The organism is Mesorhizobium sp. M1169, assembly GCF_040318345.1.
Classification (GTDB): Bacteria; Pseudomonadota; Alphaproteobacteria; order Rhizobiales; family Rhizobiaceae; genus Mesorhizobium.
Map to the genome: position 1 here is coordinate 1 of NZ_JAMYME010000016.1, position 14,399 is coordinate 14,399.

Consider the following 14,399-nt stretch of genomic DNA (forward strand, 5'->3'; position numbering starts at 1 on the left):
GCCCAAGGCCGCGCGCCTGGTCCTCAAGCGGCCATGACCGCTGGCATCGGATGGATTGCATGGAACGGAACGCAAAGCCGGTTCCAGATGTTGATCATGCCGAGCGCAACCGACAGCTTGACCAGTTCCTCTTCCGAGAAATGCTCGAGCGTCTGCACATAGAGTTCGTCCGAAACACCGCTTTCGGCGATCTTCGTCACCGCATCCGTCCAGGCAAAGGCGGCGCGTTCGCGTGCCGAAAATAGCGGCGATTCCTTCCAGGCCGAGACGAGATAAAGCCTCTGCTCAGTCTCGCCATCGCGCCTAGCCTCACGGCTGTGCATCTCGACGCAATACGAGCAACCATTGATCTGCGATGCCCTGAGCTTGATCAGATGCAACAGGCTTTTTTCGAGCCCGCATTCGTCGACTGCCTTGTTGAGCGCTGACACCGCCTTCATGATCTCCGGCGCCGCGCCGAAAAATTGCAGCCTCTGTTTCATCGTCTGTAGCCTTTCATGCTTGCTTGGTTGAACTTGATTTCTGCGGCCGCCGATGGCGCTCGACGAAGGCGCAGTTCGCGGCGACCGAACGGGGATCGGCATCGGCCGTGTATTCTGCAACGATGTCGGACAGCCAGGCGTCGGCGAGCGCGGCGCGATAGGCGCGCTCGGCCTTCAGCATGGCTACGTTGATGCCGCAGGGTTTGACATAGACCGAGGCATCGAGCTTCGCTGGGCCGCGCTGGCGGATTTCGGCGCAGCGGAACGCCGGTTCACGCCCCTCGACGGCCAGCACGATGTCGAGCAGCGTTATGCGTTCCGCCGGCCGCGCCAGCCGGTAGCCGCCGGACGGCCCCGGCACTGATTCCAGAATGCCGGACGCAGTCAGCGCGTTGAGATGCTTAAGCAGATAGCTCGGCGACAGCCCGAACGCTTCGGCCATGGCAGCACCTGGCAAGGTCGCGGCGCCATCAACGCCGGCGAGCATCGCGGCGCAGTGGATGGCTGCTTCGACGCCTTCGCCCAGCTTCATTTCGCTCTCCTGTTCATGGATATAGATTATCTTGGATATCTTTTATCCGCAATAGGAAAGTCAAAAAGCGGCGCCCATGGACGCCGCTTTTTTCGAAATGCTATTCCGCCGCCACCTTGGCCATCGGATTGTTGGGATGCGTCGTCCAGTTGGCATAGATCGGCGACACTGGCCTACCAGTGCGCTCATCGATCGCGCCAACCGCCAGTGGCTCCATGGTGATGCAGTTCTCGACCGGGCAGACATTGACGCACAGATTGCAGCCGACGCATTCGGCCTCGATCACCTCGAAATGCCTGACGCCGTCGACCATGCTGGTGATGGCCTGGTGCGAGGTGTCCTCGCAGGCGATGTGGCAGCGGCCGCATTTGATGCAGGCCTCCTGGTCGATATGCGCCTTTGCGACGTAGTTGAGGTTGAGATACTGCCAGTCGGTGACGTTGGGAGTGGCGCGGCCGACGATGTCGTCGAGCGTGGCATGGCCCTTTTCGTCCATCCAGTTTTCCAGGCCGGCGATCATCTCCTGCACGATCTTGAAGCCATAGGTCATCGCCGCCGTGCACACCTGCACATTGCCGGCGCCGAGCGCCATGAATTCGGCGGCGTCGCGCCAGGTGGTGATGCCGCCGATACCGGAGATCGGCAGGCCCTTCGTTTCCGGATCGCGCGCGATCTCGGCCACCATGTTCATGGCGATCGGCTTCACCGCCGGACCGCAATAGCCGCCATGCGAACCTTTGCCGTCGATCGTCGGCTCCGGTGCGAAATTGTCGAGATTGACGCCGGTGATCGAATTGATGGTGTTGATCAGCGACACCGCGTCGGTGCCGCCGGCAAGGGCAGCGCGTGCCGGCTTGCGTATGTCGGTGATGTTGGGCGTCAGCTTGGTGATGACAGGCATGCGGGTGTTGGCCTTGCACCAGCGCACCACCATTTCGATGTATTCCGGCACCTGGCCGACCGCCGCACCCATGCCGCGTTCCGACATGCCATGCGGGCAGCCGAAATTGAGTTCGATGCCGTCAGCGCCGGTCTCCTCGACTACCGGCAGGATCGCCTTCCAGGCATGCTCCTCGCAAGGCACCATCAGCGAGACGACGATCGCCCGGTCGGGCCAGTCCATCTTGACCTGCTTGATCTCGCGCAGATTGACCTGCAGGTCGCGGTCGGTGATCAGCTCGATGTTGTTGAGGCCGAGCAGACGACGGTCGGCGCCCCAGATCGCGCCATAGCGCGGACCGTTGACGTTGACCACCGGCGGGCCCTCTTCGCCGAGCGTCTTCCATACCACGCCGCCCCAGCCCGCCTTGAAGGCGCGAATGACATTATAGGCCTTGTCGGTCGGCGGCGCCGAAGCCAGCCAGAACGGGTTCGGCGACTTGATGCCGACGAAATTGTTGCGGATGTCTGCCATGCTCATGCCCTCCCGTTCGAGGTCAGTGCCCGATGAATGCTCTCCGCCGCATCGCGGCCTTGCGCGACGGCCGAGACTGTCAGGTCGTCGCCGCCGAAAATGCAGTCGCCGCCAGCCCAGACATTGGCCAGCGAGGTGCGCCCTTCCGCGTCGACCTTGATGCGGCCGGCTTCCAGCGCGACCTCCGCACCGCTGCCGTTGAGCGCAGCCGGGACAAAGCTCTGGCCGATCGCCTTGAACACCTGATCGGCGACGAGCGTCAGCCGCTCGCCGGTGCCGACGAGCCTGTCGCCGTCCATCGCGGTGTATTCGAGCTCGATCGCCGACACCTTGCCGGCGTCGGCAATGACCCGCTTCGGCTGCAACCAGTGCCGGATGATGACGCCGTTGGCGGCAGCCAGATCCTGCTCGAATTCGGAGGCATTCATGTGCTCCGGGCCGCGCCGATAGCAGATCGTCACCTCTTCGGCTCCGAGCAGCTTCGATTGCACCGCCGCGTCGATCGCCGTCATGCCGCCGCCGATGACGACAACACGCCGGCCGACCGGCAGGCTGGCCAGATCACTGGCCTGACGAAGCTCGGCAATGAACTCGACGGCATTGGTGACGCCTTGCGCCTCCTCGCCATCCGCTCGCAAGGCATTGACGCCGGCAAGCCCCATGCCGAGGAACACCGCATCGTAATTCCTGGTCAGGTCCGACAGCTGGTAATCTCGGCCGAGCGCCTTGCCGTTCTGGATGTCGATGCCGCCGATCGACGTGACATAGTCGACTTCGGCCTGGGCAAAATTGTCGACGCTTTTATAGGCGGCGATACCGTACTCATTGAGGCCGCCGGGCTTCGGCCGGGCTTCCAGGATGGTCACGTCGTGGCCGTGGCGGGCAAGCCGATGCGCGGCCGCAAGCCCGGCCGGTCCGGCGCCGACCACGGCGACCGTCTTGCCGGTCGGTTCGGAGCGCTTGTAGAACTGCTTGTTTTCGGCCATAGCGACATCGGTGGCGTAGCGCTGGAGGCGACCAATCTGCACTGGCTTGCCTTCGGCCACCTCCCGCACGCAGACTTCTTCGCATAGCGTCTCGGTCGGGCAGACGCGGGCGCACATGCCGCCCAAAATGTTCTGGTCAAAAATAGTCTTGGCTGAGCCGATCGGATTGCCCGTCGAAATCTGGCGGATGAACAGCGGGATGTCGATCGAGGTCGGACACGCATTCATGCAAGGCGCGTCATAGCAGAAATAGCAGCGGTCGGACTCGACCAGCGCCTCGTGATGATCGAGTGGCGGGTGCAGGTCGGCGAAATTGTCGGCATATTGGTCCGGCGAGAGCCGCCCGCCGGCAATGCCTTGCTTGAACTGGCCTTCTGGCATCGTCAGTTCCCCATGTTCTTGTTTTGGGGAAGGCTAGCACGTTTTGTTTTTTTATCAATTGGTCAATTTTCGGCGCAAACCGCTGAAACCTCTCGATAAAAATATGATAAATGCACTCATGTTTTTGAGCACCGTCCGTTGCGCCTCAATGGATGCGGCGCCCAGAATTGGTTACCAGTGGCGACAAGCTGTTCGAAAGCGCTTACGGGGCGGTAGGCGCTTGAGCATCGTGCGCGATTTTCAAACATTGGAGAAGGTGATGGACATTGTTCAGGAGGCGGTTCAGCGGTGGGAGCCTGTGGAAGAATTACCGCTGGCTGCCTGTCAGGTGTGGCGTCTGAAATCCGACAACTACTTTGAATTGGCCGTCGAAGGCGACTTCTTCATCGGGGCATCCGAACGAACCCTGAAGATCAACTTCCACGGAGTGCTAGCACTTTCGGCTCATGACGACATGTTGGGAGTGACCCATGTCAGCGCTAGCAGCTCAATCCCGTTGATTGGCTCTGGCGGGCAAGCCTCCTACAGATGGCCCCTCCTCCGAGTCGAGAACTCGCACTGGTTGCGATCAATACCCGGGCCGACAGACGACTGTTCGCATTTCCTATTGCTCAGTCTCGAATGCACGGTAGAGGTGATTGCTCGTGAAGCCATAGCTGCTTGGATCTGACCCCTCGCTTCGCACCACGCCTTCCGCAACCATTCCGGGCAGCGGGATAGGCTTTAGACTGGGATGGTCCGCTCTGGTCAGGGAAGTGAGCGACATCCGGCGCATGGATCAACAACCCCTCGTTGACTGCGAGCAAAGTCGAAAACCGCAGGGCGCGCAACCCGGTAACATTTCCAATTTGCCGTCATCTTTTTTGGTTGGCTGTCGGATTTTCGTCGTGAAGATCGTCCTAGAATGGATCGCGCATGATCGATGTACAAACCGCAAGGAGTACGACAATGCCACAGTCCCCCATGCCCTTCTTCTGGTACGAGCTGATGACCACCGATCTCGATGCCGCCGAGGCGTTTTACACCTCCGTGGTGGGCTGGAGGGGGCAGCCTTTCGAAGGGGCCCAGGGCATGCCGCGCTATATCGTCATGAATGTCGGCGAGCGCGGCGTCGGCGGGTTGATGACGCTGCCCGATGACGCGCGCAAGATGGGCATGCCGCCGGCCTGGGTCGGTTATATCCTCACCAGGGACATCGATGCCGCAACGGCCTCCCTCAAGAAGGCTGGTGGCGCGGTTCACCGCGAGCCCGACGACATTCCTGGCGTCGGCCGCTTCGCCGTCGTTGCAGACCCGCAAGGCGCGATGTTCAACTTCCTGCAGCCCAGCGGCCCCGACCAGCCGCCGCTACCGTTGGCGACCCCCGGCAACATCGGCTGGCATGAGCTCTACACGTCAGACTGGAAGGCGGCGTTCGATTTCTATTCCAGCCAGTTCGGCTGGGAGAAGGGCGACGCCATGGATATGGGTCCGATGGGCGTCTACCAGCTTTTCGCCTTCGGCGGCGAGCTCGTTGGCGGCATGATGAACAAGCCCGAGCAGATCCCGGCGCCGGTCTGGCAGTTCTATTTCAACGTGCCCGGCATCGACGCGGCAGCCAAGCGCGTCACCGACAATGGCGGCAAGATCCTGATGGGTCCGATGGAGGTCCCCGGCGGCAGCTGGATCGTACAGTGCACGGATCCGCAAGGCGCCCATTTCGCGCTAATGGCACCGACGCGGTAACAGGCCGCGCCAATTGCGGGGCCGCCATCGTGCGGCCCCAAGGCTGCAGCACGCCTCACGACTCACTCACCGACAGTTGAATGCAGGCCGGACTATGTGAATGGTCCGGCCTTTGGCGATGACCTATGGCCGGGCTAGGTGAAAAATGGAGTCGTAGATGAAGCTTTTCGAAGGCCTCGCCGAATATCAACCGTTCGCCCTTGCCGCCTTGCGCATCATGACGGCGCTGCAGTTCATTGAGCACGGCACCCAGAAACTGTTCAATTTCCCCGTCGGCGACCATGCCGGCACCATGAGCGGGCTATCGCTGACCGCGGCCATCCTGGAATTCGGAGGCGGCATCCTGCTGGTATTGGGGCTTTTCACCAGGCCGGTGGCATTCCTTCTCAGCGGCGAGATGGCGATCGCCTATTTCATGGCGCACATGCCGCAGAGCTTCTTCCCGGTCAACAATGGCGGCGATGCCGCGATCTCCTTCTGCTTCATCTTCTTCTATCTGGTATTCGCCGGCCCCGGCGCCCTGGCACTGGACAACCGCAAAACATCGTAGCCGGGCGGATCAGCGCGCGCTCAGCCCGACTTGCGCGCAATCAGGCCCGCGAAGGCGATGAACCCGAAGAACTCTCCGGCTTCGACACGCCGGCGCGCCTCGTGCTTCAGCCCGTCGCCAAGCGCCTTGTCGAGTCGCTTCCAGCCGGCCAGAATATCGGCGCCGCGATCGACCAGAGTCAGCATGTAGTCGGGCGCGGCAATTTGGGCGTAGCCGTAGCTGTCGAATTTTTCGACGACAAAGCCCGCCGATTTCGCCAGCAGCGGCAGCCGGCGCGTCAGCCAGCGGTCATTCACCAGCGCCGCCATTGCGGCATCCACGCAATCCTGCAGCGGATCATGATCGCCGATGGCGACCGTCGTCGTCGCGTAATCGCCGTCGAAGATCGCCAGGCAGCCGCCTGGGCGAAGCACGCGCAACGATTCCGTCAGGGCCTTTTCGGGACCGGGCACATGGGTCAGGCAGGTATGGAAGATGACCACATCGAACGAGTTGTCCTCGTGCGGCAGCGACCTGGCATCCCCTTCGACGAAGTTCAGGTTGGGGATATCCGCGGCAAGCTCGCGCGCCTTCGCCAGAAATATCGGCGACGGATCGAGCCCAACAACCTCGTTCACCCCCGGCCAGCGCGCAAGCTCGCGACTGATCGGTCCCGAGCCGCAGCCGCCTTCGAGGACGCGTGCCCTTTCCGGAAAATCGATCGACGAGAAAAACGAGTGGCGAATTGCCTTCTGGCGCGGGTCTGCGGCCCGCAACTCCATCGCGTTGATAAGAACCGCGACAACAGCCGGATCAGCGGTTGTGATCTGCGCATACACGTCGGGCATGGTGGACCTCCGAAGCAATTGCCCAGCCTTCCGCCGCAGCTCGACAATAAAACCAAAGGTCACCGCGCGAAAGAATTTTCACTATCGCGAAATCGTCCTCCCCCTTTCATCGTGCCACCGGCACGGCGACTTCGCTATGCCACTCGGTTCCTCAACCGCGCATCCGCTCGAAATTGGCGTCGAACAGCGGTGTCTGCTGCATGCGTGCGGCGTAACGCTTGCCCAATAGCTCGATCTCGAAACCGTTGGCCTCATCGGCGATCTCTTTCGGCACATAACCCATGGCGACGGATTTTTTTGAATGATGTGCGTAGCCGCCTGACGTGACCCAGCCGCGCACGGCACCGCCATACCAGATTGGCTCGTCGCCGATGACGTCGGCATCGGCAGCATCGACGACAAAGGCCCGCAACCGCAGTCTGCCGCCTTGCTTGCGCTCCGCCAGCGCTGCCTGCTTGCCGATGAAATCGGCCTCTTTGCCATAGGCGACGAAGCGGTCGAGGCCGGCCTCCAGCGGCCCATAGATCGGCCGGTATTCGCGCGCCCATGAGCCGTAATTCTTCTCGAGCCGCAGCGCATTGAGCGCGCGCGAGCCGAACAGGCCGATGCCGAATTCCTCGCCCGCCGCCATCAGCGCCTGATAGGCGGCACGCTGATATTCCGGCGCCACCCAGATTTCGTAGCCGAGGTCGCCGGTGTAGCTGACGCGCCCGACCAGGCACGGCGCCATGCCGATATCCATCCTGCTGATGGCCATGAACGGAAAGGCCGTATTCGACACATCAGATCGTGTGACCTTTTCAAGAAGGTTCCGCGCGCTCGGCCCGGCGATCGACAGGCCGGTGAGTTTTGCTCCCAGCGCCTCGATGCTAACAGAGCCGTCCTTCGGCAGATGCGCTTCGAACCAGCGCATGTGGTACTGCTCGGCGACACCGCTGCCGGCCAGGAACCAATCCTTGCTTGCAGAATTTGGACCGCCGAGATTGGCCAGCGTGAAATCGCCGATCAACCTGCCGTCTTCCTTCAGCATCGGCGCCAGCGTCATGCGGCCGGGCCTTGGCAATTTGCACGCGAGCATACTGTCGAGCCAGGTTGCTGCGCCCTCACCGGTGACTCTGTATTTGGCGAATGACGAGATTTCCGACAGACCAACGCGTTGCCGAACCGTCTCCACTTCTTTCGCGACATGCTCGAAGTCGCTCGAGCGGCGCCAGGAGAATTCGTCCTTGACCCCTTCGGGCGCATACCACAGCGGCACTTCCAGCCCATAGGCGACGCCCCATTGCGCGCCCTCGGCCGACAACAGATCATAGACCGGCGTCGTCTTGAGCGGTCGCCCAGCCGGCAGTTCCTCGTTCGGGAAGCGGATCGAAAACCGCCGCGAATAATTCTCGCGCACCTTGGCGTTGGTATAGGCCATCGTGGCCCAGTCACCGTAGCGCGACACATCCATCGCCCAGATGTCGGCGCCGGGATCGCCCTCGATCATCCAGTTCGACAGCGCCAGGCCGACGCCGCCGCCCTGCGAGAACCCGGCCATGACACCACAGGCCACCCAGAACCCCGGCAGGCCGCGCACCGGCCCGACCAGCGGATTGCCGTCCGGCGCGAAGGTGAAGGGTCCGTTGATGATCTGCTTGATGCCGGTGTTCTGGAACGCCGGGAAATGCCGGAAGCCAACCTCCAGCGACGGTGCGATGCGGTCGATATCGGGCTCCAGCAGTTCGTGGCCGAAATTCCATGGCGTCTGGAATTCGGACCATGGCTTGTTGGCCTTTTCATAAGTGCCCATCAGCATGCCGCCGCGTTCCTGGCGCAGATAGAGCTCGCCGTCGAAGTCGACCGCATGAATGATCTCCGTGCCGGTCTTCTGGTTCCAGGCGGCGACCTCCGGCATGTCCTCGGTGATCAGGTACATGTGCTCCATCGCCAGCACCGGCAGCTCCAGCCCGACCATGCGGCCGACCTCACGCGCCCACAGGCCGCCGGCATTGACGACATGTTCGGCCACAACCTCGCCCTTGTTGGTGATGACGCGCCACAACCCGTCGGCGCGCCGCACAATGTCCTCGACCTTGGTGAAACGCTCGACCTCGGCACCAAGCTTCCTCGCCGCCTTGGCGTAGGCGTGGGTAACGCCGGACGGGTCGAGATGACCGTCCTCCTTGTTGCGCACGGCACCGACGAACTGCTTGGGATCGAGCAACGGCATCAGCTCGGCCGCCTCATCAGGCGATATCTCCTCGAGCTCGATGCCGAGATAGCGGCCCTTGGCGACGACGCCGCGCAGCCAGTCGAGCCGCGCCTCCGTCGCTGCCAGCAAGACGCCGCCAGTCAAATGCACGCCGGTCGCCTGGCCGGACAGTTCCTCGATCTCCTTGTAGAGCGAGATTGTGTATTTCTGCAGCTTGGCGACATTGGGATCGCCATTGATCGTGTGCATGCCGCCGGCGGCATGCCAGGTCGAGCCGGAGGTCAATTCATCGCGCTCCAGAAGCACGATGTCTGTCCAGCCGTGCCGGGCCAGATGGAACAGCACGGAGCACCCGACAACGCCACCGCCGATAACAACGACCTTTGCATGCGATTTCATGGGATTCTCGTCGTTTCAAAGAGTTGGATGGGTTTCATGATTCTGGAGGAGAAGAGAATGAAGCCGAACAAGACGAGCGGCGCTTAAGGCTCGCCCGCCCCGATCGCTTCCTTGCGCTTGGCCACGTACGCCTCAAGCGCCTCGCGTCTGGAGATTTCCATCACCGGCTCGACATAGTCCTCCAGCGCCTTCTTCCACAGCCTCGTCGCTCGCGCCGTGGCGTCTAGCCCACCAGCTTCCTGCCAAGCCTCGAAATTCTGCCAGTTGGACAGCATCGGCTGGTAGAAGGCCGTGGCGTAGCGCTCCAGCGTGTGCGGCTCGCCGAAGAAGTGGCCGCCGGTCGGAACCGCACCCAGAGCCTCGACGGCAAGCTCGGCCTCGTTGACCTCGATCGGACGCAAAAACTCCATCATGTGCTGGATCATCTCGACGTCGATGATGAACTTTTCGAACGACGCTGTCAGTCCGCCCTCTTGCCAGCCGGCGGCATGGTAGACGAGGTTGCCATGGCCGAGCACCGCGCCCCACAGCGCCATCAGCGTCTCATAGGCGCCTTGCGCGTCGGCGGCATTGGAAGCCGAGCCCGGCGTTGTGCGATAAGGCAGGTTGTAACGCCGCGCCAACTGTCCGGACGCGATATTCGCCTTGGTATTTTCAGGCGTGCCGAACGCCGGCGCTCCCGATTTCATATCGACATTGGAGGTGAAGGCGCCATACATCACCGGCGCGCCGGGGCGGACGAGCTGCGTCAGCACCACGCCGAACAGCGCCTCGGCATTCTGCTGGGCGAGCGCGCCGGCAAGCGTCACCGGGCTCATCGCTCCCATCAGCGTGAATGGCGTTACCGCCACCGACTGGCCGAACTCGGCCATCGTCATCAGCCCCTCGGCCATCATCTCGTCGAAGCGGCGCGGCGAATTGACCGAAATGATCGTGGTGACGCCGGGATCGTGGCGCATCTCATCAAGCGTCAGTCCGCGCGCGATTGCCATCATTTCGATGCCGTCGAGCGCCCTGCCGCGGCCGATGGCCGAGACGTGAAAGCTTTTGTCGGTCAGTGTCAGATTGGCGAAATAGGTGTCGAGATGACGGGAATTCGCCGGCAATTCTACCGGCGCGCAGACCTGGTTGCCTAGCATGTGGATGCAGTTGAAATGCTGCGCCAGCCGGACGAGCTCGGAATAATCGCGCAAATTGCCGGCACGGCGGCCGCGCTCCATGTCGTGCACATTCGGCGGCCCGGCGACGAGCGTGAAGTTGATGGTATTGCCGCCGAGGTGGACGGCATGGGTGGGATTGCGCGGCGTCAGCGTATAACTGGACTGCGTCGTCTTCAGCGCTTCCTCGATCATGCCGCGATCGATGCGGACGTTCATCGTGGCATGATCGACCTTGGCCCCGGCCTTCTCGAACAGCGACAGCGCCCGCGGGCTCATCACCTCGATGCCGAAATTCTCCAGGATATGCATCGACGCCTGGTGGATCGCCTCGATCTGGTCGGCCGAGAGCATCGCCATTGGCGGATAGGGATTGGTGACGCGGCGCAACGGCAGTTGCGGGATGGCGGTCGGTCCCCTGTTGCTGGTTCGCTCGGCGCCGCGCTTGCGTCTTGGTTCGCTCATGCCGCGCATCAAAGCGCCGGCACGAGGATCGAGCTGTCAAGAATCCGCCACCTGCGGGCGTGATTTTAGCCAAGGCGGCATTCCGGGAATTTCACATCGGTAAAAGCGACAACAAACGTCGGAATGTTTATACCTGCTCAGTGTCGGCCAAAGCGGCCGATGAGCCGTTAAGGAAGACAGCAAGATTCCTTTTATGTTTTCGGCCTAATGCTCTTCCGATGCGTAGGTCGAGTTTTAGTAAAATTATAGCGATTGCCGCGCCGCTGGCGCTTTCGGCCTGCGCGACGCCACCGAACCATATCAACGATGTGTGCGCCGTTTTCGACCAGAATGACGGCTGGTTCGACAATTGGCAGGCGGCGGCACAACGAACCGAGCAGAAATACGGTGTGCCGGTTCCCGTGCTGATGGCGACGGTGCGCAAGGAATCCGGCTTCAAGAGCAACGCAAGGCCGCCGCGCACCAAGCTGCTGGGCTTCATTCCCTGGAAACATATCTCCAGCGCCACCGGCTTCTCGCAGGCGCTCGATGGCACCTGGGCGCAATACCAGAACGAGACCGGAAGCTGGGCGGCGCGCCGCACCAGGTTTGCCGATGCCGTCGATTTCGTCGGCTGGTATCATTCCAAGACCGCCGAGACCCTCGGCGTCGCCCGCAACGACACCTACAATCTGTATCTCGCCTACTATCTCGGCTGGAATGCCTATAAGCGCGGCAATCGCGGCGACGCCGACGTGCAGCGCTATGCGCATGCCACCGAACAGATGGCGCAGGACTACGCCGCGCAGCTACGGCAATGCGCGCCCTAGCCTATTAACGGCTCTCAGCCGCCCTTGGGTTTGCGCGGCTTGCGCGTGGCGTCCTCGGCCTGTCGGCCGTCGCCGACAGTCGGCGGCATGATTGGTGCCACCTGGCTGCCGGCAGAGCTTGAGGTGCCGGTCTCTGAAACCTCGTCGCGAACCTCGTGACGGCGGGCTTTGGCGACCGCTTCGGCATTCTCCACTGCCTGGCCCTCGGCATCGGCTTCAACGCTGCCAGTCTTTCCATGCGGGCGCTTGGGCGGATCTCCGGCAAAGCCCGGGCCAACACCGTGGTTTGCATCATCCGGCACGCCCTCATTTGCGGCGTGCTCCTTGTCGAATTTGATCACCGGCTCCATTTTCGCCAGCACGTCGTCGGACAGCCAGCACAGGCTCATATGGCCGTCGCCGAGATTTTTGACTGGCGGCACCTTGGTTTCGCAAAGGTTGTCCGGCACCAGTTTCTTGTAGCCGCAGCGCGTCTGGAACGGACAGCCGGACGGCGGGTTCATCGCCGAAGGGATGTCGCCCTCCAGCACGATGTGCTTCTTGACCACGCTTGTGTCGGCGATCGGGATCGCCGACAGCAATGCCTCGGTATAGGGGTGATAGGGCGGCGCGAATATCTGGTCGGTCGTGCCTTGCTCAACGATATAGCCGAGATACATGACGACGACGCGGTCGGCGATGTAGCGCACCACCGACAGATCGTGGCTGATGAACAGCATCGTCGTCTTGTTCTTGCGCTGGATGTCCATCAAGAGCTCGGTTACCGCGGCCTGGACCGACACATCCAGTGCCGAGACCGGCTCGTCGGCCACCACCACCTTGGCGTCGCCGGCAAAGGCACGCGCAACGCCGATGCGCTGTTTCTGGCCGCCTGAAAGCTGGCGCGGCTTGCGCGACTCGAACGCCCTCGGCAGCTTCACCAGGTCGAGCAATTCCAGCATTCGCTTGCGGCGGTCGGCCACTGTGTCGCCGACGTTGAACTTTTCCAGCGTACGGATGATCTGCGAACCGACCGAATGGCTGGGATTGAGCGTGTCGAACGGATTTTGGAACACCATCTGGATCGATGACACCGTGTCGACGCTGCGCTTCTCGATCCCGGTCGACTGAATCTCCTTGTTGCCGAGCTTGACGCGGCCGGAGCTTGCCGTTTCGAGGCCGAGCAGCACCTTGGCCAGGGTCGATTTTCCGCAGCCGGATTCGCCGACGATCGCGACGGTTTCGGATTCGCGCGCCATGAACGAGATCGTCTCGTTGGCCTTGACGACACGGCCCTCGCTCGAGCCGAACACTTCGCTGCCGCCGACCTTGTAGTACTTCCGGAGGTCTTCGATCTGGAGCACCGGCGCACCGGGCACCACCCGCTCGTTGACCTTCTTGGCGCCGGGTGGCAGCGCCGCCCAGTCGATCTCGTTGAAGCGCACACAGCGCGAGAAATGCCCGTCATGGCCTTCGACCGCGATCATCGGAATTTCGGCGGCGTTGCAGACGCCCTCGACGAAATGGTGGCAGCGCGGGCCGAAATTGCAGCCCTTTGGCCGCTCGTGCGGTAGCGGCAACTGCCCCGGGATGGATATCAGCGGCCGCGAATTCTTGTCGGCGCCCGGCAACGGGATCGAGCGGAACAGGCCTTGCGTGTAAGGATGGCGCATCCGGTCGAAGACGTCCTTGATCTTGCCGGTCTCCACCGCTTCGCCCGAATACATCACCGTGATGCGGTCGCAGGTCTCCAGGATCAGGCCGAGGTTGTGCGACACGAAGATCATCGAGGTGCCGAACTTCTCGCCCAGCCCCTTGACCAGGTCGACGATGCCGGCCTCCACCGTCACGTCGAGCGCTGTCGTCGGCTCGTCGAGCAGAAGCAGCGCCGGCTTCGACAGCAGCGCCATGGCAATGACGATGCGCTGCTGCTGACCGCCGGAAAGCTGGTGCGGGTAGGAACGCATCATGCGCTCGGGATCCGGCAGCTTCACCGCGCGCACCATTTCCAAGGCGCGTTTGTAAGCTTCGTCCTTCGACACCTTGTCGTGGATCAGTGGCACTTCCATCAGCTGCTGGCCGACCTTCATCGCCGGGTTAAGACTGGCCATCGGCTCCTGGTAGATCATCGCGATCTTGTTGCCGCGGATAGCTCGCAGTTCCTCGTCGGACAGTTCTCCCATGTCCTTGCCCTGGAATTTGATCTTTCCGCCGACGATCTTTCCGATGTTGGAGAGGTCGCGCATGATGCCCAGCGACACGGTCGACTTGCCGCAGCCGGATTCGCCGACAATACCCATCGCCTCGCCAGGCATGACCGTGCAGGAAAAATCCATGACCGCCGGGATTTCGCCCTTGCGGGTGAAGAAGGAGATCGACAGGTTCTCGATCTCGATGATCGGCCCATTGGTCGGCTTGGCGGGATTTCGAACTGCCTCGTTCATGGGTCGCTCCAATCCTTGTTCTTCAGGCATGTCGGGCCGAACCCGGCATCGATCT

General features: G+C 62.1%; 12 protein-coding genes. 4 read left to right on the forward strand and 8 right to left on the reverse strand.

All coding sequences use genetic code 11. The features are described from left to right. Positions 1–23: 23 nt before the first annotated feature. From NKH41_RS17375 to NKH41_RS17390, 4 genes are all read right to left on the reverse strand, one after another. Positions 24–482: a carboxymuconolactone decarboxylase family protein gene (locus NKH41_RS17375; protein WP_352933165.1), complete on the reverse strand. Its 459-nt coding sequence runs from the start codon at positions 480–482 to the stop codon at positions 24–26. Positions 483–495: 13 nt separating this feature from the next. Continuing rightward, the gene (locus NKH41_RS17380) at positions 496–1,014 is read right to left on the reverse strand and encodes an RrF2 family transcriptional regulator (protein WP_352684717.1); all 519 of its coding nucleotides are present in this window, start codon (positions 1,012–1,014) and stop codon (positions 496–498) included. Positions 1,015–1,114: 100 nt separating this feature from the next. Next, positions 1,115–2,428, reverse strand: coding sequence for an NAD-dependent dihydropyrimidine dehydrogenase subunit PreA (gene preA / locus NKH41_RS17385; protein ID WP_352771309.1), 1,314 nt, complete (start codon positions 2,426–2,428; stop codon positions 1,115–1,117). 2 nt (positions 2,429–2,430) lie between these two features. After that, on the reverse strand, positions 2,431–3,795 hold the full coding sequence (locus NKH41_RS17390; RefSeq protein WP_352771311.1) for an NAD(P)-dependent oxidoreductase: 1,365 nt from the start codon (positions 3,793–3,795) through the stop codon (positions 2,431–2,433). A gap of 220 nt (positions 3,796–4,015) precedes the next feature. Between NKH41_RS17390 and NKH41_RS17395 the strand changes: the two genes are divergently transcribed. The 3 genes from NKH41_RS17395 to NKH41_RS17405 all read left to right on the forward strand — a co-directional run bounded on the left by NKH41_RS17395 (position 4,016) and on the right by NKH41_RS17405 (position 6,070). Continuing rightward, the gene (locus tag NKH41_RS17395; protein WP_352771312.1) at positions 4,016–4,465 is read left to right on the forward strand and encodes a cupredoxin domain-containing protein; all 450 of its coding nucleotides are present in this window, start codon (positions 4,016–4,018) and stop codon (positions 4,463–4,465) included. A 278-nt stretch (positions 4,466–4,743) separates the two neighbouring features. Then, a complete protein-coding gene (locus tag NKH41_RS17400) occupies positions 4,744–5,520 on the forward strand; it encodes a VOC family protein (protein WP_352473534.1) in 777 nt (258 codons plus the stop codon). 157 nt (positions 5,521–5,677) lie between these two features. Then, positions 5,678–6,070 carry a DoxX family protein gene (locus tag NKH41_RS17405; RefSeq protein ID WP_352771314.1) on the forward strand — a complete coding sequence of 131 codons (393 nt, stop codon included), beginning with the start codon at positions 5,678–5,680 and terminating at the stop codon, positions 6,068–6,070. A 20-nt stretch (positions 6,071–6,090) separates the two neighbouring features. On the opposite strand, the gene NKH41_RS17410 is transcribed toward NKH41_RS17405, so the two are convergent. From NKH41_RS17410 to NKH41_RS17420, 3 genes are all read right to left on the reverse strand, one after another. Continuing rightward, entirely contained in the window at positions 6,091–6,897 is an 807-nt protein-coding gene (locus NKH41_RS17410) for a class I SAM-dependent methyltransferase (RefSeq protein WP_352542432.1), read from the reverse strand. A 151-nt stretch (positions 6,898–7,048) separates the two neighbouring features. Then, positions 7,049–9,490 (reverse strand): GcvT family protein, encoded by a 2,442-nt coding sequence (locus tag NKH41_RS17415; RefSeq protein WP_352771316.1) that lies wholly within the window; start codon positions 9,488–9,490, stop codon positions 7,049–7,051. Positions 9,491–9,573: 83 nt separating this feature from the next. Beyond that, complete coding sequence (locus NKH41_RS17420; protein ID WP_352771318.1) at positions 9,574–11,112, reverse strand: trimethylamine methyltransferase family protein; 1,539 nt, start codon at positions 11,110–11,112, stop codon at positions 9,574–9,576. A 218-nt stretch (positions 11,113–11,330) separates the two neighbouring features. Between NKH41_RS17420 and NKH41_RS17425 the strand changes: the two genes are divergently transcribed. Further along, positions 11,331–11,921, forward strand: coding sequence for a transglycosylase SLT domain-containing protein (locus tag NKH41_RS17425; protein ID WP_352779134.1), 591 nt, complete (start codon positions 11,331–11,333; stop codon positions 11,919–11,921). 14 nt (positions 11,922–11,935) lie between these two features. On the opposite strand, the gene NKH41_RS17430 is transcribed toward NKH41_RS17425, so the two are convergent. Continuing rightward, positions 11,936–14,344, reverse strand: a complete 2,409-nt coding sequence (locus NKH41_RS17430) for a dipeptide ABC transporter ATP-binding protein (RefSeq protein WP_352771321.1) — start codon at positions 14,342–14,344, stop codon at positions 11,936–11,938. Positions 14,345–14,399: the final 55 nt, after the last annotated feature.